20 protein-coding genes are annotated in these 20,418 nt (G+C 57.4%); 2 read left to right on the forward strand and 18 right to left on the reverse strand.

Annotated features, from left to right (window positions below):
• Positions 1-141: 141 nt before the first annotated feature.
• The 7 genes from QEH57_RS16575 to QEH57_RS16605 are packed head-to-tail and all read right to left on the reverse strand — an operon-like array spanning position 142 to position 9,776.
• Positions 142-516 (reverse strand): metallopeptidase family protein, encoded by a 375-nt coding sequence (locus QEH57_RS16575; RefSeq protein WP_309007884.1) that lies wholly within the window; start codon positions 514-516, stop codon positions 142-144.
• 57 nt (positions 517-573) lie between these two features.
• Positions 574-3,471: an insulinase family protein gene (locus QEH57_RS16580; RefSeq protein WP_309007885.1), complete on the reverse strand. Its 2,898-nt coding sequence runs from the start codon at positions 3,469-3,471 to the stop codon at positions 574-576.
• A gap of 45 nt (positions 3,472-3,516) precedes the next feature.
• The gene (locus QEH57_RS16585) at positions 3,517-4,533 is read right to left on the reverse strand and encodes an oligopeptide/dipeptide ABC transporter ATP-binding protein (RefSeq protein ID WP_309007886.1); all 1,017 of its coding nucleotides are present in this window, start codon (positions 4,531-4,533) and stop codon (positions 3,517-3,519) included.
• 14 nt (positions 4,534-4,547) lie between these two features.
• Positions 4,548-5,567 carry an ABC transporter ATP-binding protein gene (locus tag QEH57_RS16590; protein ID WP_309007887.1) on the reverse strand — a complete coding sequence of 340 codons (1,020 nt, stop codon included), beginning with the start codon at positions 5,565-5,567 and terminating at the stop codon, positions 4,548-4,550.
• Complete coding sequence (locus QEH57_RS16595; protein ID WP_309007888.1) at positions 5,568-7,634, reverse strand: extracellular solute-binding protein; 2,067 nt, start codon at positions 7,632-7,634, stop codon at positions 5,568-5,570.
• Between the two features lie 14 nt (positions 7,635-7,648).
• Positions 7,649-8,722: an ABC transporter permease subunit gene (locus tag QEH57_RS16600; RefSeq protein WP_309007889.1), complete on the reverse strand. Its 1,074-nt coding sequence runs from the start codon at positions 8,720-8,722 to the stop codon at positions 7,649-7,651.
• Between the two features lie 22 nt (positions 8,723-8,744).
• Positions 8,745-9,776, reverse strand: a complete 1,032-nt coding sequence (locus tag QEH57_RS16605; protein WP_309007890.1) for an ABC transporter permease — start codon at positions 9,774-9,776, stop codon at positions 8,745-8,747.
• 140 nt (positions 9,777-9,916) lie between these two features.
• Here QEH57_RS16605 and QEH57_RS16610 point away from each other — a divergent pair, with 140 nt between their 5' ends.
• The gene (locus tag QEH57_RS16610) at positions 9,917-10,630 is read left to right on the forward strand and encodes a class I SAM-dependent methyltransferase (protein ID WP_343224801.1); all 714 of its coding nucleotides are present in this window, start codon (positions 9,917-9,919) and stop codon (positions 10,628-10,630) included.
• A 368-nt stretch (positions 10,631-10,998) separates the two neighbouring features.
• Here the strand turns inward: QEH57_RS16610 and QEH57_RS16615 are convergent, their stop codons facing one another.
• From QEH57_RS16615 to QEH57_RS16625, 3 genes are all read right to left on the reverse strand, one after another.
• The gene (locus QEH57_RS16615; protein WP_309007891.1) at positions 10,999-12,246 is read right to left on the reverse strand and encodes a mechanosensitive ion channel family protein; all 1,248 of its coding nucleotides are present in this window, start codon (positions 12,244-12,246) and stop codon (positions 10,999-11,001) included.
• A gap of 107 nt (positions 12,247-12,353) precedes the next feature.
• Positions 12,354-12,761 (reverse strand): Hsp20/alpha crystallin family protein, encoded by a 408-nt coding sequence (locus tag QEH57_RS16620; protein WP_309007892.1) that lies wholly within the window; start codon positions 12,759-12,761, stop codon positions 12,354-12,356.
• Between the two features lie 49 nt (positions 12,762-12,810).
• Positions 12,811-13,266, reverse strand: coding sequence for an Hsp20/alpha crystallin family protein (locus tag QEH57_RS16625; RefSeq protein WP_309007893.1), 456 nt, complete (start codon positions 13,264-13,266; stop codon positions 12,811-12,813).
• Positions 13,267-13,519: 253 nt separating this feature from the next.
• On the opposite strand from QEH57_RS16625, the gene QEH57_RS16630 reads away from it, so the two are divergent.
• Positions 13,520-14,674 (forward strand): PatB family C-S lyase, encoded by a 1,155-nt coding sequence (locus QEH57_RS16630; RefSeq protein WP_309007894.1) that lies wholly within the window; start codon positions 13,520-13,522, stop codon positions 14,672-14,674.
• 70 nt (positions 14,675-14,744) lie between these two features.
• Here QEH57_RS16630 and QEH57_RS16635 read toward each other — a convergent pair whose 3' ends face one another.
• From QEH57_RS16635 to flgK, 8 genes are all read right to left on the reverse strand, one after another.
• Positions 14,745-15,389, reverse strand: a complete 645-nt coding sequence (locus QEH57_RS16635; RefSeq protein ID WP_309007895.1) for a hypothetical protein — start codon at positions 15,387-15,389, stop codon at positions 14,745-14,747.
• 13 nt (positions 15,390-15,402) lie between these two features.
• Positions 15,403-15,612, reverse strand: coding sequence for a hypothetical protein (locus QEH57_RS16640; RefSeq protein WP_309007896.1), 210 nt, complete (start codon positions 15,610-15,612; stop codon positions 15,403-15,405).
• A 9-nt stretch (positions 15,613-15,621) separates the two neighbouring features.
• The gene (locus QEH57_RS16645; RefSeq protein WP_309007897.1) at positions 15,622-16,113 is read right to left on the reverse strand and encodes a hypothetical protein; all 492 of its coding nucleotides are present in this window, start codon (positions 16,111-16,113) and stop codon (positions 15,622-15,624) included.
• Between the two features lie 39 nt (positions 16,114-16,152).
• Entirely contained in the window at positions 16,153-17,007 is an 855-nt protein-coding gene (locus tag QEH57_RS16650; protein ID WP_309007898.1) for a flagellin, read from the reverse strand.
• A 64-nt stretch (positions 17,008-17,071) separates the two neighbouring features.
• The gene (csrA, locus tag QEH57_RS16655) at positions 17,072-17,374 is read right to left on the reverse strand and encodes a carbon storage regulator CsrA (protein WP_309007899.1); all 303 of its coding nucleotides are present in this window, start codon (positions 17,372-17,374) and stop codon (positions 17,072-17,074) included.
• Positions 17,375-17,407: 33 nt separating this feature from the next.
• Entirely contained in the window at positions 17,408-17,857 is a 450-nt protein-coding gene (locus QEH57_RS16660) for a flagellar assembly protein FliW (protein WP_309007900.1), read from the reverse strand.
• Between the two features lie 40 nt (positions 17,858-17,897).
• Complete coding sequence (locus tag QEH57_RS16665) at positions 17,898-18,902, reverse strand: hypothetical protein (RefSeq protein WP_309007901.1); 1,005 nt, start codon at positions 18,900-18,902, stop codon at positions 17,898-17,900.
• 41 nt (positions 18,903-18,943) lie between these two features.
• Positions 18,944-20,413 (reverse strand): flagellar hook-associated protein FlgK, encoded by a 1,470-nt coding sequence (gene flgK / locus QEH57_RS16670; protein WP_309007902.1) that lies wholly within the window; start codon positions 20,411-20,413, stop codon positions 18,944-18,946.
• Positions 20,414-20,418: the final 5 nt, after the last annotated feature.

The following is a 20,418-nucleotide window of genomic DNA, read 5'->3' on the forward strand; positions in this document are numbered from 1 at the left end:
AGCATTTTTCGTTTGATCATTCGCATAAGGTAGGGCGGGACCGCCGGGCACGCCGCGTTTCCCTCATCACACAGTACGACTAACTAAACGAAAAAGGATCTAGTCTCCACGGTCGCTGGCTAAAGCACAGCGCTACAAACCCTACAGTCCCCGCTCCTCCACTTCCTCCTCGTCCCAACCAAAATGGTGGCCGAGCTCGTGCAGGAAGGTTGTCCTGACCTCGTCCTCGAAATCGAGATCCTCGTCCTCGCAGTACCACGCGATCGCGCCCAGGTAGAGAGCGATCACGCCGCTGCCGTCCACGCTGCCCGTATCGTCTCCGTAGGCAATGTATTCACCCAGCATATACATCGCTTCCGGATCGATATGCGGAGCATTCGGATGGTAGCGCTTGTAGAGGCAAGGCACCTTCTCAGCTGCCGGACGGATTTCGTCCGGCAATTCGCTCAGGCAGGATTCAACGATTCCCGTCGCAATGCGTTCGAGTTCAGGCCAATCGTATCGAGGAAGTTTCATTCGGGCAACAGGGTCGGCGCGAGCGCCGCTCCTCGTCAAGCAAGACCGCAGCGAAATCTAGTCCACGAAGATTTCGTCTATTTCGACCTGACGCAGCTCCCCATGCTTCTTGAGCTCCTCCATATCGATCGCCGCAGACGGACCGAGGATCGAAATCATCTTAGGCTGCCCCTTGATCTTTTCGTTGTAGAATTCGAACAAGCCGTCGAGGTCGCCCGCCATGATCCGTTCGTAGCGCCGCTCCCGCGGATCTCCTTCGAGTCCCACGCGTTCCCACGCCTTCACCGCTCCCAAGACGTCGCGGAAGCCGATTTTGGATACGCGGAACTGGTTATCGAGCGACTCCTTCACCACAGTGAAACGATCTTCCGACCGCGGCATGGTATTCCATAGGTCCAAGTAGGCCTCCAAGGAATCCACCGTCTTGTCCGCCTGGGTTCCGATGAATCCCATCACCAGATTTTCGCCGCCCTTAAAGCTGGAAACCAAGTAGTGGGCCCAGACCGAGTACGCCAAGGCCCGCGCCTCGCGCATCTCCTGGAAGACGATGCCGCCCATGCCTCCGTAGAAGTATTCGTTGAAGGTTTCGATCAATGGCCGCTGCGCTTCGTCGTAAATTCCGCCGGGAAACTCGATGCGGATCTGCGACTGAGCGGTTTCGTAGTCCACGTAAACGATCTCGTTGGCTTCCGGCTCGTGCAGCTTCGGGAGCACCGGCTCCGGAGCAGGCCTCAAGGCGCGTTTGGTCTTGGACAGCTTCTTCAGTTTCTTGGCCACTTCCTTGATCGGCATCTTTCCGACGTACAGGTAGTCGTGCTGGTATCCAGAAAGTCGATTCAACTGCCCCATCAAGTCTTCGACGCTGAGAGCCTTAATTTCTTCCGAGGAAAGCGCCGTCAAAAACGGCGACTCCTCCCCGTAGCGCGTGTAGTTGCGCAAGGCGTTGAAGATCATGTTTGGCTCCTTCATCGCATCCTGCTTCTGCTTGAGCTGGATCGCGACAAGCTCCTCGAGCACTTTGGCGTCGCCTTGCGAATCGTTCAGCACCTCCTGAAACAAGGAGAGCGACTTGTCGAAGTTCTCCTCCAGTCCACTCACGCTCAAGGTCGTATTGTGCTCGCCCACCGAAAATCCGAAGTCCGCTCCGATGGCGTACCAAGCCTTCTTCAGCTCCGGCGGCGACAGCCTCGAAGTGCCCGACTTGTCGAGCAAGGCCGCAGTCATCGGCAGCTCGCGAATCTCGCGGCTCCCCATCTCGTACACCTTGGACAAGGCAAAGAGATCGTTGGCCGGATTCTCCACGTAGAAGAGGCGGATCCCCTTGGCCAGCGTCATCACCTGGTAGTCCTCCCCTTCCTTCAGGAACTCGGGCTCGATCGGCTCCGACTCCATGGCGAGCACCTTCGCCGCAAACTCCGAGCGCTTGCTGCGATCGATATCGATCGGGTCAAACTCGGGCTTGGGCACTGTGGGCGGCGTGTAGTCTCCATCTTTCCGATACGCCACCACATAAGGCTGCGAGAAATACTTGTTGGCCACGCGTACCAAGTCCGCCTTGGTCAAGGCGTCCATGCGGTCGATCTCCGCCACGACATCCGCCCAGTCCTTCTTTTCCCCGAAGGCCGTGCTGATGATGCGCAGGCGGCCCGCGTTGGTTTCCATGGCGAGCTTCTCGTTCTTCTTAAAATCCGTGACGATGGCCGGCAGGATCCACTCGTCGAAGTCGCCCTGTTTGATGATCTCCAATTGCTCCAGCAAGAGTGCTTCCACCTCCTCTAGGCTCTGCCCTTCCTTGGGAGACCCGTAGAGGAATTGGCTGCCCGCATCGTTGCGAATGTAGGGAAAGGAACCTGCCTGGGCGACGCGTTGCTGCTGGTTCAGGTTCAGGTTGATCAAGCCGGCATTGGCATTGTCCAGGATCATATCGATCAGCTTGAGCGCGGGCTCGTCCTCATGCCCCGTAGGAGCCGTATCGAAGCCCAGCATCACGTTCTCCTGCCCCGGATAATGAACGGTCACGCTTTTCTTTTCCGTGATGGGCGCAGGCATGGGACGCGTAAACTCCGGGACGTCTCCAGATTTCCACGACGAGAAATGCTTATCGATCACCTTGATCGCTTCCTCCACCTCGAAGTCGCCCGCCAGAGCGATCGCCATATTGTTGGCCACGTAGTGGGCATCGAAAAACTCGTGAATCTTCTTGAGCGAGGGCTTCTTCAAATGCTCGACCGAACCGAGCGCCGTTTGGGAGCCGTAGGGATGTTCTCCATACAATAGCGAGAAAAGCGCTTCCTGGATCAAGCGATCCTTGTTGTCCATGGCTCGATTCTTCTCCTCGTAGACGATTTCCAGCTCCGGCTGAAAAAGGCGGAAAACCGGATTCTGGAAACGGTTGGACTCGATCATAGCCCACTGCTCGAGACGGTTCGACGGCAGCTCCTCCAAGTAAACCGTGCGGTCGGGAGCCGTGTAAGCGTTGATGCCCTGCCCGCCGAGACTGGAAATGAGGGTGTCGAATTCGCTGGGGATCGCGTACTGGGCCGCCAATTGCGACTCCCGATTGATCTCGGCATAAATCTCCGCTCGCTTCTCCGCATCCTCCTCCCGGAAATGCTCTTCGTAGAGCTCCGTGATGCGATCGATATGCGGCTTCTCCTTTTCCCAGTCCGAAGAACCGAGCTTGGCGTTGCCCTTGAACAGCAAGTGCTCGAGGTAGTGTGCCAGTCCGGTGGCGTCCTCCGGATCGTCCTTGGAGCCCGCCCGAACCGTAATCTCGGAGCGGAAGGTCGGTGTCTCGTGATTCTCGGTGAGATAAACCGTCAGCCCATTATCCAGCTCGTAGATGTGAACCTGCATGAGGTCGTCTTCAAGCGGAGCCTGCACCAGCTTATAGCCGGCCTGCAGGGAAAAGATGGGCAGTAGGAGAAGCGCCAGAAGAGCGTGCTTTGCTTTCATAGTCATCAAGGGGTTGGCTGTTGGAAAATTGGTTTTTGCTCGGAACTAAGAGCGTACGAGGAAGCGTTCATGGTTCGCCACCGTGGCAGGATGGACTTCCACCCAGTGCCCAGGAGAGACCTCAATATACTCTCCAGGTTGCGAAGCAACGTCCTCGGAAACTTCGATAGGGCTGCGCCGAGCGAAGGCGCAACCGGGCGGGGGATCGATAGGAGACGGAACGTCGCCCCGCAAGACCACCCGATCCTTCCGGACCGTCGGGTCCGGAACCGGGATGGCAGAGATCAACGCTTTCGTGTATTCATGCATCGGATTCGCGAAGAGCTCGTCGCCATCCGCAAGCTCCACGAACTTCCCCAAATACATGACCCCAACCCGATCGGATATGACGCGCACCACCGAAAGGTCATGGGCAATGAAAAGGTAGGAAATCCCCATGTCGCGCTGCAAATCCATCAATAGGTTCAGAATCTGGCTCTGCACCGATACGTCCAAGGCCGACACCGGCTCGTCGCAAACGATCAGCTTCGGCTCCAAGGCGATCGCTCGGGCGATGCCGATTCGTTGCCGCTGGCCGCCAGAAAATTCGAAGGGATACTTTTCGAGCGAAGATTGCGGCAGGCCGACCTTGTCCAACAACGCCCGCACGCGGCGGATACGTTCCTGCGCATCCCCAATCTTGTGGATGATAAACGGCTCTTCCAATATCTGCCCCACCGTATGGCGGGCGTTGAGCGATTCGGCTGGGTCCTGGAAGATGATCTGCAGATCCCGTCGGAAGGGCCGCATTTGCGACTTCGACAGGGATTCGATCGACTCGCCTTCGAAGCGTATCGAGCCCGCCGTCGGTTGCAGCAAGCGGCAGATCGCTTTGCCCAAGGTCGATTTGCCACAGCCCGACTCGCCTACCAAGCCCAGCGTTTCGCCTGGCTTGATGCTGAAGCTCACGTCGTCGACGGCCTTGCAGAAACGTTTCGCACGAGCGAACACGCCTTCCTTCACAGGAAAGTGAACCTTGAGGTTTTCGACCTCCAACAAGGGAGTACAATCAGATTGCGGCATAGGTATTCGGAAAGTTAAGACACTCGCACGTAAGGACAGTCCTCGACCCAATGCCCTTCGCCCACTTGCACCAGCCCCGGCTTCTCGCTGCGGAACGCTTCAGATTTCAAATACTCCTCGATTTGCGGGTGCGGCGAACGGGGCGCGAATCGAGCGCCGACCGGCATGTCCGCAAGCCCCGGAACAGTTCCCTCAATCGTATTCAATTTCTCTTTACGCGGCGAATCCACCCGCGGGATCGAATTCAGAAGTCCCTTGGTGTAGAGGTGCTGCGGGTTTTCGAAGATCGACCGCACTGGTCCCTTCTCAGCGACCCGGCCCGCGTACATAACCACCACTTCATCGCAGGTTTCCGCGATGACTCCTAGGTCATGCGTGATCATGATGACCGACATGCCCAAGCGATCTTGCATCGACTTGATCAACTCCAATATCTGGGCCTGAACCGTCACGTCCAAGGCAGTCGTCGGCTCGTCCGCAATCACGAGCGAGGGATTGCACGCGAGAGCGATGGCCACTACCACGCGCTGCCGCATTCCCCCGGAAAGCTGGTGAGGATACTCGCTCACTCGAACCTCAGGAGCAGGGATTCCTACCAGGCGGAGCAGATCGACAGCCCGCTGCAAGAGCTCTTTGCTGGACAATTTCTCGTGCAGCGAGATGGCTTCCATCAACTGAGGCCCGATGCGGTGCACAGGATTGAGAGCCGTCATGGGCTCCTGAAAAATCATGCCGATCTCCCCTCCCCGAATCTTCCGTAGTCTCTCTTCGGATACCGTTGCCAGATCTTCCCCCTTGTAGAGGATTTGTCCGGAAAGAATATTTCCAGCCGGCTGCGGCAGCAGGCGCATGATCGACATGGCCGTAACGCTCTTCCCGCATCCCGATTCGCCTACGATGCCAAGCGTCTTTCCCGCTGGCACGTCGAACGAGACTCCGTCGACCGCGACCACGCGGCCCGCATCCGTATCGAATGCGGTTACGAGATCGCGAACGGAAAGGAGCGGATTTCCTTGGTCCATGTTAGATGCCATCTAGTCGGCCGACTTGTATTGATCGTAGACCTTGACCGACTTCTCGAACGTCTTCCCCTTCTTGAGAGCATCCAAGATTTCGCGCTTTTTCTTAGGATCCATCCAGGACAAGCTAAACTCGGAGGGCGAATCGCTGGTCATGACGTTAAAGTCTTCCGGATACTCTCTCCAACTCCAGTAACCCGCGCGATAGAACGGTATGTAGAAAGCGGGTACGAAGACAGCTTCGTCGTGGATCAGCTGCTCCATCTGATGGGCGAGCTTAATCATCTCGCCGGTGTCGGAGGAGTTGCGATACTTTTCGATCATGGCGTCCAGTTCCGGTACCGCCATGGAGTTCAAGTTGTTGGTCTGCACCTTAATCGACCCGTCGGGATTGTAGGCGTTCAAGGAATGGAATGTTTCCCAGTATCGTGGATACATCTCCGCCCCATACCCCCAAGCCATGAAGTGGATATCGTGCTGCTTCTCGATCGCGCGCTTGTATCCAGCCGTGCTGTCGAGTACCTGCAAGCGGAGGTCGAGCCCAGCCTTGGCTGCCTCTTCCTTGATGATGGTAAGCGGCTCCTGGAAGGTTTGGTAGCCAGTGGTCAAGGAGAAGGAGAGCTTTTCGCCCTTGCTGTTCTCTAGGATTCCGTCGGAGCCACGCTTGTCGAAGCCTGCCTTCGCAAAGGACTCAAGCGCCTTCTCGATGGAAAAGGGACGCGCCTTGATGTCCGGGTTCGTAAATTCGCCGTAGCCTACGGCCGTGTGGTTGAGGCGCTCGTAGTCGCCCCGGAAATACTTGTCGATAACGAGCTCCCAATTCGAAGCATGCTGGATGCCGATACGGATGTTGCGATCGTTCAAGAGGGGCTTAGCGGTATTGATCCACATGCCATAGGGCGGACGAGGGCGCTGGTTGTAGAAGACCGCTTTCTTTATATAGCCGCCTTCGACTAGCTTATCGTCATCCGGCAACTTGTCGTACCAGTACTTCGGGAGCGAAAGGCTCGCGGCGTCTAGCTCCCCCTTCTTGAACATTTCAAACGCCTTCTCCACATCGCGCACCACTTGGAGGCGTCGCTTGTCGTAGTTGTAGCGGTAGCGAATGTTTCGCTTGTCTTGCGCCCACCAGTCCTTCTGGCGAGTGAAGACGATAGACTCTCCCTTGCGCACATCCCCTTCTTCGATGACGTAGGCGCCCGTCGTCGGCTCGAAGCGCCACTGGTAGCGCTCAGGGAAATCGTCTCCCAGCTCGCCGTAGAAATGCTCCGGGCGAGGAGAGAGGCCAAGAGCGTAGGTAGCGAAGTCCGGCTTCGCGATCGATACCTGAATCGAAAAAGTCTGGTCGTCGTACTTGGTGATGCCGCGGTAGGAGCGGTTGTAGAAATTGTTGTACCAGGGAGCCTTGATGTAGGAACTCTGCATGAAGAAGAACATGAACAAGAAGTCGTCCGCCGTGACCGCTTTCCCATCCGACCAGCGGGCCGAAGGATCGAGCTTCACGTATACCGTCTGGTTCTCCTTGTCCACGGCCCACTCTTCCGCCAACTCGGCAAAGAAAAGCGGCCCGTCCTCGCCCAGCTCGGTGGAGTTCGGATGCTGGCGGGCGATCTGCAGGGCATTGTAGTCGAGCAGGTAGGTGCGGAAGCTGCCGTTGGCGTCCGGGCCGATGGTGCGGAGCGTGCGCGGAAAGTCTTGGATCGAGCTGTAGGACGTGCCGCCCTTGACCGCTTTAGGCGAGCCGATCTCCGGCAGGTCCGAGCCGTCCTTCCAATTCAATCCGTCCGGCAGGTCGGCAGGCGTCTTGAAGTTGAAAAACTTGGGGAATTCGCCAGCGGCGATTCTCTTATCGACCTCCTCTTGCGTCACCCGCCCCGCTTCCAGGTCCTCGAACAGCTCCGGAGGCAGGGAAACCTTGGTCTGGTAGTACTCTTGCACCTCCGCCTTCATGGCTTCGATGCGCGCTTGCGTTTCCGGATCCGCAGGAGTCGCAGACTCGTCTTTCGACGAACAGCCAGCAAGCAGTCCTCCCAGCAAAAGAATCGGCAAAGGGGTGAATTTGAGAAGGTTGAAATGCTTCATACGTAGTTGAACGATTAACGGTAAACGGTGAATTTCTTAGGATCAAAGGCTTCGCGGATCGCCTCTCCAACGAAGGCTACCAAGGTGAGAATCGTCACCAAAGTGAAGAAGGACGAGACCACGATCCATGGAGCGGTGGTTAGGTTATCGGTTCCTTGCTTGAGCAATTCCCCAAGGCTGGGCGTAGGGGGCGGCAGGCCGAAGCCGAGGTAGTCCAGCGCCGTAACGGCCGTGATGGCGCCCACGATGGTAAACGGCATGAACGTCACCAAAGTCGCTAGCGTATTCGGAAGGATGTGACGGAAGATCACGCGCGTCGTGCTGGCGCCTATCGCTTCCGCTGCCGCGACATAGTCCCGAGCCTTCTCCTTGTAGGCTCCCGTGCGCATGTAGTAGGTCATTCCCATCCACGAGAACATCACCATCACGGTAAGCAAAATAATGATACGGGCCGAAACGGGAACCGAACTCGGCACCACCGAAAACACGATGATCACCACGTAGAGGAACGGAAGATTGGACCAGATCTCGATCAAGCGCTGACCGATCAAGTCGAACAAGCCGCCAAAATAGCCCATCAGGCATCCGATCGCGATTCCGATCAGGTAGGTCAGGATGAGGAACGCGAAAGAGAAGAAGATCGCGATCCGAAAGCCGTAGAACAACCGAGCCACGATATCGCGGCCTGTCGTATCCGTCCCCAACCAATGGCCCTCGGAAAAGCTCGGAGGAGCCGGCTTGAAAACCCCTTCGTATTCGTTGTTCTCATACGGATTATAGGGGATGATCGGAAGCAGGACCCAGTTATCGCTCCCCTCTTCCTCGAAGCGCTCCTTAAGCTCCCGGTAATTGGTCTCGTACGAATAGCCCAATCCAAAGGTATCTCCCGGAATCACGGCGCCATAAGTCGGAAAGTACAATTCACCCTCGTAGGAGACGACGATGGCGCGGCTGTTGATAAAAAGCTCCGCAAAAAAGCTAAACGCGACCAAAGCCAGTATCGCCAGAAAGGAGTAGTAGCCGCGCCGGATCTGCTTGAAGCGAGCTACCTTCTTGGCCGTCAAGGGATTGAATTTGAAAAGTCTCATCTCTCGTATTCGTGGGCTGCGTCTACTTAAAACGGATACGTGGATCCACAAGGGCTACCAAAGCGTCGGAAATTACGTTCCCCAGCAAAAGCAAAAGGCTGGACAGAAAAACGATGCCCATCACCACCGGATAGTCGCGGTCGAGCACCGCGCTGATCCCCAGGAGCCCGATCCCATCGATATCGAAAATCGTCTCGATCAAAAACGATCCCGTCAGGATCAGGGATACGTTTTGCCCGAATGTCGTCGCGATGGGAATCATGGAATTGCGCAAGGCGTGATGGAAAACCGCTGACTTGAAGGACACGCCCTTCGCCACTGCCGTGCGCATGTAGTCCGCCGCCATGTTATCCATCAAGTGGTTCTTCATGAGCAAGGTCGTTACCGCGAAGCTCCCCACCAAATAGCAAATCAAGGGCAGGACAGCGTGGTCCACGATATCGACCGCCTTTTCCCAGAGGCTGAGCTCCTCGAAGTAGATGCTCTTGAACCCACCCATCGGAAACCAACCCAGCTCCACCGAGAAGAACAGAAGGAGCAGCGAGCCCAACGCGTACCCAGGAATCGCATACCCGCAAAAGACCAGAATCGACGAATAGGTATCCAAGGCGGTGCGGTGCTTCAAGGCCTTCAACATCCCCAGCGGAATACAGATCCCGTAGGTGATGATCATCGTGGTCAGGCCGTAGAAGATCGAAATCGGAAAACGTTGGGAAATTTGCGACCAAACCGAGTCCTGGTAACGGGTCGAAACGCCAAGGTCTCCGCGCACCAACTTGCCCAGCCAGGAAAAGTAGGCGACAATCATCGGCTTATCGAAGCCGTAGTAAGCCTTCAGCTCGTTCAGTTGGTCTTCCGAAAGCCCGGTCCCCTCGCCTCCGCGAGCGCCTCCGCTCCCTCCGCCGCCTTGCGAGGCATCGGCGATCTGCGCCTCCATGATCGCCCTCTCCATAGGCCCTCCCGGCACGAAGCGAGTGATAGCGAAGACAATCAAGGTCACCCCGATCAGAGTCGGTGGAATGAGCAGAATTCTTCGGAGAAAGTAGTCACGCATAACTGGGTACAGGCGAAAGGTACGAAAGTAAAAATAAGGGAGGGCATTTCCCCAAAAAGCAAGTCCGGTAAGTCAGCAAGTACCGCACCACCCTGCTTCCAAGGCTTGCTACAGCTAGACAGGATTCCAAGATGCATCAAATGTACGATCGATCCGCTGCATATTACGACCTCATCTATCGGGAGCTGAAAGATTACCGGTTGGAAGCGGAGAAGATCGACACCCTGCTAAAGCGCTTCGACTCATCGGCCTCCCGGCTGCTCGACGTCGGCTGCGGCACCGGCGAGCACGCGAAGCGCCTTTCCCAGGATCACGGATACAAGGTCGACGGCGTGGACATCGAACCGACGTTCGTCGAAATCTCACAAGAGAAAAATCCCGAAGGCCGGTTCGTCACCGCGGACATGAAGGACTTCGATCTGGGACGCAGCTACGACGCCCTCCTCTGCCTCTTCAGCTCCATCGGATACTCCGGATCGCTCGAGGGGCTCCGCCAGAGCTTCCGCTGCTTCGCCCGCCACTTGAAGCGAAACGGACTGCTCCTTTGCGAGCCATGGGTCGACAGCGACCACTGGTCCCCCGGGCTCATCGACACCACCGAAACCCGCGACCCCGCGAGCGGCCTCGAAATCAAGCGCGTACGGGAGGCCAGCACGGAGGGAAAGCAATCCGTCCTATCGATAACCTACACCGTCGCGGTCGACGGACGGAGCGAATCCTTCGCCGAAACCCATCGCCTCGGGCTTTTCAGCAAAGCGGAAACGAACGAAGCGCTCGAGCAGGCAGGCTTCGAATTGCTCTCCGACAACTTCGACCCAATACGAGGCCGGCTCTTCGTCGCCACTAGGCGATAATCTCCATGCAGTTGGCATCGGATCAGAGTCAGCTACAACAAATACAAGTCGCCGCGCCGAAGCAGGATCGCTCTGAGCAAAAATAAAGCCCGGCCCCCGAAGAGGCCGGACTTCTCCCAAACAACATAAAGAAATTCGAGCTTTGCCGAGCAGGACTCACATCCTTCTAAGCAATAATCTTTGCATAGAAACAACCAATAGGGATATCGGGATTTGGAGCAAATCGATTGCGATTCGAGTTGTAAAAAATTTGATATTTTACAGGATTTTTAAGCTTTTTACGCCCTACTTAAGGGTTAAAAATCACGGCAAAAAAGAGTAACCCTATCAGGTTTTGGCGATCGCCGCAGCGCAGCCGCCCAAGAGCCCTACTTTTCCGCCGAAAACGGCAGCGAACCGCCCTCGATATGCACTGTGCGGGTCGGGAAAGCGATGGACGAACCGCGGGCCTCCACGGCCTTCATGATCTTCAGGTTGATCCGCTGGCGGATGTCCATATGGGCCAGCCAGGCGGTCGTGGAAGTGAAGTAGTAGACCAGGATTTGCAGGGCGCTTTCCCCGAAGTCGGTGAAGTTGACCAAAATGAAATCCTGGTTCACGCCCTCGTCCTCGCGAAGCAGCTGGCGGATATCTTCCACCAGCCCCTCCATGTTTTCCGGAGAGGTGCTGTAGGTCACTCCCACGTACTGCTTGACGCGCCGCTTGGGCATGCGGCTCCAGTTTTCGATGATCTCGTTGGCCAGCACCTTGTTGGGAATGGTCAAGAGCGACTTCGACCAAGTCCGCACCTTGGTGGAGCGCAGGCCGATCTCCTCCACGTCGCCGTCCACCCGGCTGCCCACCTGGATCCAGTCCCCCACCTTGAAGGGACGGTCCGCCACGATGCTCACCGACCCGAAGAAATTAGAAAGCGACTCCTGAGCCGCCAAAGCCAAGGCTAAGCCCCCGATCCCCATGCCGGCCAGCAGCGAGCCGACCGAGTAGCCCAGGTTCTGCACCACCAGCACCACCGCGACCACGATGAGGAAGATGCGGGCCGTCTTCTTGATCAGCGGGATAAAGTGGTAGACCCCCATGTCCCTCTCCCGCGCCACGTCGACCATCACTTCGGCCATCACGTCCACCACCCGCAAGAGGCCCCAGAAGAGCACCGTCATGGTCGAGGCCTGGAAGATTCTTAAAATCACGATATCCATCCCCGGCGACAAGCTGAGCACCGAGATGGAGAGGAAAAAGCCGATGACGTAAGCCATCGCTCCGATCGGACCGGTCAAGGCAGGAATCAGCTTGTCGTCGAAGGCCCACGAAGTCCGCTCCGCCGCCCGGTGAAACCAACGAACATAGATACCCAATACGATCTTGCGCACCACGAAGGTGGCCAGCAGCAAGATGAAAAACACCGCGAGGCGAGCCCCGGAATTGCCCCCGAAGTCCAAGTCGGTCAGCTGGCTGAGCTGATCCATCATCTGCTCCCGAGCCGAAGCAAATTCGTTCGCCCCCAACACCGGCTCCACTTCCGCGGGCTCGCTCTCGGCCTCCGCCTCCTGCCCGAGAGCAAGCGAAGCAAAAGACAGACTTAGGAACCAAAACGCCAGGGCTAGGAATTTCCGAATCATCGCCACAAAGCACAAAAGCCCGGAGACACTCGACACAAGCACGAAAAAGCCGGCCCCGCTTCCGCAGGACCGGCTTCCCTCCTGATCCATCTACCCCTGACGGACCGCTAAGCGATAGCGATCCGGCGAGGCTTCTTTTCCTCTGCTTTTCCAAAAGTGAGCTTCAACACCCCGTCCTGCAGTTCGGCCGAAATTTTGCCCGCATCCACCGCGTCGCCCAGCTCCAGATTCAGGCGATAGGTCAAGCCGTCCTCCGCCACGCCGGCCAGCGGGCTCCAGTCCGCGCGATCCTTCCAGCCGCGAGCGGCGGAGATTTCCAAAACACCGTCCGCAACCGAAAGCTCGACCCCGTCCTTGGGCACGCCCGGGAGATCAACCTCCGCGGTATACTGCGTATCCAATTCGCGAACACGGTACTGAGGTCGCGCGAAGCGTCGCTTTTCCCCCGAGGTCGCATCGCGCGACGCGGTCGAGCATTCCGGTTGCTGAGTTTTGGTGATGTTGAGTAAAGTCATGATAGATAGATTTGGTTTCGATTTAGTATTCGTTTCTTCGAGACGGAGCTTAGTTGATTGAAATGGAGCGCGGCTGAGCCTTTTCGGTTTTCGGCAAAGTCAGGCTGAGCACTCCATCTTCGAAGCGCCCGGAGATGCCCGCTTCCGACACTCCTTCCGGCACGCGAAAAGCCTTCTCGTAGCGAACTTCCTTCGCCTGCTCCGAGCCCGCGGCTTCCAGCTTGCGCACCGCGGAAACCGTGACCGTGCCGTCCTCCAGCTCGATGCTCGCGTCTTCCTTCTTCACTCCCGGCAAATCGACGCGGACCAGATAGGCATCCGCCTTCTCGTACCAGCGAAGCTTCGCGTCCTGAGCTCGCTGCCCTTGGGCAGACACGCCTTCCTGCACGTCGAAGAAAGAAGGCAATCCAGCGAAGATGGTATCCAGCTGCTTTTCAAGGTCTCCCAAGCCGAGCGGCCAGTGGAGAGCGTTAGGACGAGTATTGTTTGTTCTTAGGTATGTCATTGTTTTTTCCTCCTTATTAAATTCAAGCGAGTGATGTGATGCCGCCACTGTTGCACATCCAATACCAACCACCTAAAAGCGCTCTCCCTATTAACCTTCAACGACTTGCAAAACCCACCCCAGAACAAGCGAGTCAGAATGTCCCACTTAAACCAACATTCGAGTGGGACAGTCCCGCCAATGCCCCCCTGGGGGCGGCCCACGACTTTCCCATTTACAAGCTCCCCGCGATTCTCCTCTTTGCTCAGCAGATATGAGCACGCAGCTATCCATTTTCGACACCGTCTACGACCGCACTGAAACCGACAGCCAGAAATGGCAAAAGTACGAGGGCAAGGACATCCTGCCCATGTGGGTGGCCGACATGGATTTCCACGCACCCGAGGTCGTGCTCGACGCCCTGCACGAGCGCATCGACCACGGCATCTTCGGCTACGCCCGCCCCGAGCCCTCCTGCACCGAAGCCGTCATCGAAATGCTGGACCGCGAATACGGTTGGAAAATCGATCCTAGCTGGCTGGTCTGGCTTCCCGGCCTGGTAGTGGGGCTCAACATCGCCAGCCGTGCCTTTTGCGAGCCGCAGCACGAAGTGCTCACCACCACCCCGATCTACCCGCCCTTCATCTTCGGGCCTAAATTCCAGAAGCGACCTGTAGTCAAAGCCCAGATGGCCCTCGACGGCGACCGCTACGTGATCGACTGGGACGCCCTCGAAGCCGCCGTCACTCCCGAGACCAAGCTCTTCCTCTTCTGCAATCCGCACAACCCTTGCGCCCGCGTCTTCGAGCGCGAGGAACTGCTCAAGGTCATCGACTTCTGCGAACGCCACGACCTGATCTGCTGCTCCGACGAGATCCACTGCGAACTGGTGCTCGACGGCCGCAAGCACATCCCGCTCGCCTCCGTATCGGAAAAGGCCAAGGAGCGGGTCTTCACCTTCATCGCCCCGAGCAAGACCTACAACCTCGCTGGACTCGGCTGCTCCATCGCCATCATCCCCGACGAAAAGCTGCGCAACCGTTTCGTCACCGCGAGCCGCGGCATCATGGCCGAAGTCAACAACCTCGGCTACGTCGCCTGCGAAGCGGCCTACCGCTACGCCCAGGACTGGCGCGACGAGCTACAGGCCTACCTCGCCGGAAACCGCGACTTCATCCACGACTTCGTCAAGCGCGAGATCCCCGAGATCGGGCTCTACCAGCACGAAGCCACTTACCTCAGCTGGATGGACGTATCCAAGCTCGACCTACAAAACCCGATCGCTCACTTCGAAAGCCACGGCATCGGCCTCAGCGACGGCGTCCCCTTCGACAGCAAGAAGCACGTGCGCCTCAACTTCGGTTGCCCACGCTCCACCCTCGAAGAAGGCCTACGTCGCCTCAAAGCCGGCGTAGACGCCCTGCGGTAAGAGCCTCACCCCGTAGCGCGGTGCTTTAGCCCGCGACCGCGCTGCAGGATCAATCGTCGAAACCAACCGCTCAAAGCTCCACGCTCGGCGTCGCTTTCCGTTCCGCCATATATAGCGACAGAGCGTCGCTAACGCAGGCAAGCAACAAGATCGCCTCCTGGAAGCGCAGGCGCTGCGGCTCGTGCTCCATGACGCCGAGCTCACGGTACTCGATAAAGCCCTTGGAGAGACGAATCGCTCCTGCGCGTTCCTGCTTCGCCAGAAACGGAAAGCGACGCGCTACATTATCGTCGCGCCACACCCGCTCCAAGTTTTCGGAGGAACGCAAAAGCACGCCCTCGTTTTCGAGGGCGAACGGCAACTCCTCGCCTCCCGAGAAACGCGCCCCCTCTTCCGTGCCCGGAAATTCGATACGAAATTCCAAATCTTCGGCAAAAAGCGTTTCGAAAACGAGGGATGTCCAATCCGTCCGCACCTTTTCCTTCTTCAGAAAATGGCTGTAAAGGGAAAGCGGATACCCTCTGCTTTCCCCATGCAAGGAAAAGCGCTCGCCTATTCCCTTTCCCCAACGGCTTTGGGAAACACGACGCGCGAGGCCGAACCGCTTCTCGAGCACGTGGTACTGCTTGAGCATGCGTTCCTGTTGACGCCCCAGAAATCGAGGCAGCAACAATAGGATCGCCGCCGCGACCAGACCTGCGATAAGGATCGGCATCTAGGAAACCGCTCTAGCGGCAATTCGCCACGAACATGCGGCTGCTGGTACCGCCGGCGCCGACTCGCACCGCGAAGGACGTATAGCACTTCGGGCAACGGCCCACGTAAGCGCCGCCGTCGTCGTTGAGGTAGAGCCGCCCGTAGCAATTGCAGCTGGCGAAACGCACTCCCAAAAATTTCTTGTTCTTATTCGTCGTCCTAAACGATGGCTGCATGGACATGATAGCCTCCTATTTTATAGCATATTCGAACTGGCTGGAAAGTACTTGCATGGCGCCGATGACGTTCGACCAAGAGTAGTCTTCCCGTGAATACGGTTCGTAGCACTCCACTACGCCCGACTCGCCGTCTCGCTGCCAGAGCATGAGGTAGTAGTCGAGACCGGCGCGGCCGTCGCTGTAGTTTTCGCAGGACGACAAGGTACGACTGTCAAGATAGTCGAGCGCGGGGTGCTTACGGTCGACCTGCGCTTGCAAGGCGTCCAGTTCGGGCTTGCTCGCCCCATCCGAACCGAGGGTTTCAACCACTTCCCAAACCGCGCTCTTGTAGGCAGCGACCGTGAGGAGCGGTTGGTTTTCGTCCAAGACGAGCGAGTAAACCTTTTCCGGCCCCACCGCTGGCACGTGAATGAGAGCGATGTAGTCCTTGGTGAATCGGTTCGCAGCATTGCGAGGGACGAAGGTGAGGAGTGTCTTAAGATACTGGTCGACTGCTGAAATCATAAAAACGTGGGGATCTAGGTTACGAGTTGAGCCGAACGACTAGTTCAACAGACGGAGCACCGTTTCCGGCAGCGAATTCGCTTGCGTAAGCATGGAGGTACCGGACTGCACGAGGATCTGGTACTTGGCCAGACGAGTCGATTCTTCCGCGACATCCACATCTCGGATACGCGAGTTTGCAGACTCGAGGTTTTGGCTTTGCGTCACCAATTGGGTATCCACAAACTCGAGACGCGACTGCAAGGAACCAATCTCGGAGCGGTTCTCGGCGATCTCCTGAATCGTCGCGGTTAGGTGAGCGATGGTCGAGGTTCCGGCTACAGACAGACCGTTGCTGTCAGTAAGCAGCTGAGCGAAGTAGGAGTCGCTGTCCTTCAAGTTCATGGCCGGGATGTTCATGAACTGGTCGCCCGTAGCTCCAACCACGGTCGGCAGGTCGCCACGATCGCCGAAGAGGCTGATTCCATTGAAGGTGCCGATCGGCTCCCCATCGATGGTCCAAGCAGGTTCATTGGCCCCAACCACGCTACGAAGCTGGTCCTTGAGCTGATCGAATTCCTGGGTGTAGAGCGCCTTGTCGCTGTCGTTCTTAGTGATGTCTCGAGTCATCATCGAGAGCTCACTCATACGGTTCAGCGTTTGCATCATACCTTGCAAGAAGCCGTCCGTGGTATGCAGCATGGACATGGCGTTTTGCGTGTTCGTCCTTGCCGCCAAGACACGGGCGTTTTGCGCCTCGAGCTTTTCGGATACCGCTAGTCCGGCGGCATCGTCGGACGGGTTGATGATTTTCGATCCTGAGCTTAGGCGAGCTAAGCTCTTGCTGAGCATAGCGGAGCTTCTTTGAAGACTGCTCGCCGCCTCAACTGCATTGGTGTTTGTATTAATAACCATGATACGACCTCTTCCATTAGGTTAGTTGGGTTTACTAGCTGTGGCTGAACTTCTCGCGAACGCATCATGCGTCCTGGTTGTGCGAGAGGCCTGCCGTTTGTTTTGACTGCTTCTTCGATGCCAGGCTTTTGGCCAGACCGGAGAGCTTTGGCTTGGCTGGCTGGACGCCTGCCGCCACGACGGGTGTCGCGATCGCTTCCTGGTTGGTCTTTTGCATCTCTTCGAAGAGTTCTTTGCGAACGATCGGTACGGAACGCGGAGCGTCTATGCCGATCTTCACGGTGTCCCCGTCTATACGGGTGATCTTTATCTCGATGTTCTCGGCGATGACGATCGCCTCGTTCACTTTGCGGGAAAGTATTAGCATGTCGGAGTCCTTCCTTGGGGGCTGCTGTTTCGTTTAGGATGCCACGGCGCTCTCTGACAGCAACGGATGTCGGGCAGAGAACTTCATGTAGTTGGCGGCGATCAGCTGCTTGCCCGTGAGGGTCCGGCGGTTGAGTACGATAGGTCCGACTAGATTTACGGTAGCCGACTCGATGTCGTCGTCCTTGAGGGTGACGATATTGAGGATGAGTGCGTCTTCGGAGCAGTGGATGTCGAGCTTGTCGGCGTCCGCGTCCGCGATCTCCACGTCGTAGTCGTTGAGAATCTTGGAGGGCTCGATGACCACGAAAGCGAGCTCGTGGCGGTCGATGCAACGGATCCACATGAAGGGCTCTTCTTCTTCGTTGATGAGCAACTCGAAGCGAGTAGCGTCCTCCAAACCGATCAAGCCTGCAGGGAGCTCAAACTCCATCGGCTTGATCCAAACTTCTTTTTCCGTCCGGGATTCGGGTGCGACTTTCATGAATAAGGTGGTCTAGGTGGGTGTTAGGCGTCGTGGACTATTAGAGGTAGTCGAGCAGTGACTGGTTGAGAACCTGGCCGGCGCTCTTGAGCGAGGCCTGGTAGGCGTTTTGCACTTGGGTTAGCCTAACCACAGTTTGGGCAATGTCCACGTCGGCCTCGGAAGAGATGTTTTCTTCGAGGTCGGTGTAGCGTTGTTGGTTGAGAGTGAGGTCGAACTCGATACGCATCTGGACCGAGCCTTGGCGGCTGAGGGCGAAGATCAGCTCGTCTTCGGAACTCTCGAGGCTATCGCGCATTTCCGGGGTCACCGCAGTGACCTCGCCCGTCTCGAGGGCGTCGCGCAGCTCGACCATCTTGTTGATGAAGTCCGCGAATTGCTGGTTGGTCGTTCCGTCGGTGTAGGGGCGAATCTTGCCGGTTTCCGAAAGGTGAAACTCAGGTCCGGAGGCTGCTCCCTCGTAGGAAACGGAAACGATTTTGCCGTTGCTCGGAAAGCTATGGCCTTCCGCCGGCGCCGCGACCACGTTGCCGCTGCTGTCGGTTTTGACAATGTCTCCGGTTCCCGCGTCCCTCGCGTACCGGTTTCCGTCAGCGTCCTCCATTACCATCTCGAAGGGCTGGGAACCGGTATCCATGCCACCGAAAATGTATTCGCCGTTGAACTTCGCATTGGCGCTTTGCATGGCGTGCTCGATGAGCTCGTCCACTTCCTCGGCGTAGGCCTTCATCCCGTCCGGTCCCTTGAGCCCGTCCGCCAAGATCGCGAGCTCGCTCACGCGGTCGGATATCTGCATAAAGTTCTGCAGCTGCGAGATGGTGGTGTTGTTGATGTTCTGGGCGCGGGCCGCGTTCTTGGAAAACTGCGTGATGCGGCCCTTTTCTTCCTGCATGTCCAGGATGCGGTTCGCCGATGCAGAGTCTTCGGACACCTTGGAGATGCGCTGTCCGGTCGACACCTGCTCGTTGAGCTTGTTCATGTCCTTGGTGGTCCGCTGCAGGTGACCAAGAAGGGTGTCGGGAAATGTGTTAGTGGTGACTCTCATCGTTGTGGGAATGTGAGATTATTTCGTATTCAAAAATTGGGTTAAACGAGTCGGTTCACGATAACATCCAGCATCTCGTCGATAGCGCGGATGAGCTTGCCGGTCGCTTCGAAGGCTCGCTGGTACTTCATCATATCCGTCATTTCCTCGTCGAGCGACACGCCAGAGACGGATTCCTGCTGCTGCTTGAGCATATCGAAGACGATGTTTTCGTCCTCGAGGCGAGCGTCGACCTTGGCCACGTTTTCGCCGAGGTCGGTTACGACCGAACGGTAGAAGGTGGAGAAGCTGCGGTTTCCAAGAGAGGCAATCCGGTCGTCGTCGAGCTCAGCGATGGCGAGCGTGAGAGAGTTGTCTCCCAAGTTTTGGTCCGGATCGTTAGTGGTGCGCAGGGTGCTGGAAGTCAGGTCCGCCGCCAGCGTAATTCCGGCTGCGGTGAACTCGGCCGCGTTTCCGGTATCGGCAAAAAAGTTGGTGGTCGCCGGAGCGGTCCCCGTATTGTACAAGCCATTGATCTGCGTTACGAGCTCCTTGGCGAGCCCATCGAGCCCGCGACGGTATTCCGCGATCGCGCCATCCCTTGCCTTGAGGGAACCTTCGATGCTGCCGCTCTTGATCTCGATCTGTATTTGATCGTCCCCTACCACGAACTGGTAGTTCGGATTCGAGCTGGTGGAGTCGATGAAAGCAACTTCCTGGAAGCGGCCGCGCTCCACGAGATTGAGCTGTGGCGAGTCGCCGCCGACCGTGGGAACGTAAACGCGAATCTGTCCAGAGCTGTCGGGGATTTCCTCGACCTTGACCTGCATCAGTTCGGAAAGGTCTTCCAGAACGCCTTGGCGCTGGTCCCGCAAGCTGAGAGCCTGACCGGCCCGGCTAGACTCGGCGCGAGCGATCTCGGAATTCAGGCGGGCGATCTCTTCGATCATCTGGTTCGCCGAACCGAGATCCGTACGCACCTGCAAGCCGATGTCTTCGTGCAGGTCGCTGAAGCGTTCCGCGGTGACGTTGAGCTTTTCGGTGAGGATGTCTGCCTTTTGCAGGAGGGATTCCTTTTCCGCGTCGGACCCGGGATTCGCGGAGAGGGAATGGAAGGCATTGAAAAAGTTGTTGAGGGTTTCGGCGATGCCGCCGCTGCCGCCGCCATTGGCCGTAGCGCCGTCGATGAAGGGAGAATCTCCGGTACGGTCGATCTCCTGGCCGAGGCTGGATTCCGCCTTGGCAAGGGCCGCTTGCTGAGACGTGAGCGATGCGTTCAAGCTGGTTTCCCGCAAAACCTCGCGGTCGAGCACGGCGTCGCGCATATGCTCGAAGCCTTGCACCTCGACACCCAAGCCGCGCGGGCCGCCCACCGTCTGCACATAGCCATCCTCCCCGATCACCACCCTCTGGCGAGCGTAGTCGGGGTTGTTGACGTTTGCCATGTTGTTGCCAGCAGTGGTCACCCCAAAGCGGTGGGCAGTGAGCGCTTTGCTAGCGTTGGCAAGTTCGCCTAAGATGTTTCCGGACATATGGT

The sequence above is a fragment of the Pelagicoccus sp. SDUM812005 genome, assembly GCF_031127875.1.
GTDB lineage: Bacteria > Verrucomicrobiota > Verrucomicrobiia > Opitutales > Opitutaceae > Pelagicoccus.

Bases quoted from the DNA above. Each gene is read 5' to 3' on its own strand.
- csrA (WP_309007899.1), bottom strand. From the start codon at position 17,374: ATGCTAATACTTTCCCGCAAAGTGAACGAGGCGATCGTCATCGCCGAG.
- QEH57_RS16600 (WP_309007889.1), bottom strand. From the start codon at position 8,722: ATGAGACTTTTCAAATTCAATCCCTTGACGGCCAAGAAGGTAGCTCGC.
- QEH57_RS16620 (WP_309007892.1), bottom strand. From the start codon at position 12,761: ATGACTTTACTCAACATCACCAAAACTCAGCAACCGGAATGCTCGACC.
- QEH57_RS16575 (WP_309007884.1), bottom strand. From the start codon at position 516: ATGAAACTTCCTCGATACGATTGGCCTGAACTCGAACGCATTGCGACG.
- flgK (WP_309007902.1), bottom strand. From the start codon at position 20,413: ATGTCCGGAAACATCTTAGGCGAACTTGCCAACGCTAGCAAAGCGCTC.
- QEH57_RS16645 (WP_309007897.1), bottom strand. From the start codon at position 16,113: ATGATTTCAGCAGTCGACCAGTATCTTAAGACACTCCTCACCTTCGTC.
- QEH57_RS16660 (WP_309007900.1), bottom strand. From the start codon at position 17,857: ATGAAAGTCGCACCCGAATCCCGGACGGAAAAAGAAGTTTGGATCAAG.
- QEH57_RS16595 (WP_309007888.1), bottom strand. From the start codon at position 7,634: ATGAAGCATTTCAACCTTCTCAAATTCACCCCTTTGCCGATTCTTTTG.
- QEH57_RS16630 (WP_309007894.1), top strand. From the start codon at position 13,520: ATGAGCACGCAGCTATCCATTTTCGACACCGTCTACGACCGCACTGAA.
- QEH57_RS16640 (WP_309007896.1), bottom strand. From the start codon at position 15,612: ATGTCCATGCAGCCATCGTTTAGGACGACGAATAAGAACAAGAAATTT.
- QEH57_RS16635 (WP_309007895.1), bottom strand. From the start codon at position 15,389: ATGCCGATCCTTATCGCAGGTCTGGTCGCGGCGGCGATCCTATTGTTG.
- QEH57_RS16610 (WP_343224801.1), top strand. From the start codon at position 9,917: ATGTACGATCGATCCGCTGCATATTACGACCTCATCTATCGGGAGCTG.
- QEH57_RS16625 (WP_309007893.1), bottom strand. From the start codon at position 13,266: ATGACATACCTAAGAACAAACAATACTCGTCCTAACGCTCTCCACTGG.
- QEH57_RS16580 (WP_309007885.1), bottom strand. From the start codon at position 3,471: ATGAAAGCAAAGCACGCTCTTCTGGCGCTTCTCCTACTGCCCATCTTT.
- QEH57_RS16650 (WP_309007898.1), bottom strand. From the start codon at position 17,007: ATGGTTATTAATACAAACACCAATGCAGTTGAGGCGGCGAGCAGTCTT.
- QEH57_RS16615 (WP_309007891.1), bottom strand. From the start codon at position 12,246: ATGATTCGGAAATTCCTAGCCCTGGCGTTTTGGTTCCTAAGTCTGTCT.
- QEH57_RS16605 (WP_309007890.1), bottom strand. From the start codon at position 9,776: ATGCGTGACTACTTTCTCCGAAGAATTCTGCTCATTCCACCGACTCTG.
- QEH57_RS16585 (WP_309007886.1), bottom strand. From the start codon at position 4,533: ATGCCGCAATCTGATTGTACTCCCTTGTTGGAGGTCGAAAACCTCAAG.
- QEH57_RS16665 (WP_309007901.1), bottom strand. From the start codon at position 18,902: ATGAGAGTCACCACTAACACATTTCCCGACACCCTTCTTGGTCACCTG.
- QEH57_RS16590 (WP_309007887.1), bottom strand. From the start codon at position 5,567: ATGGCATCTAACATGGACCAAGGAAATCCGCTCCTTTCCGTTCGCGAT.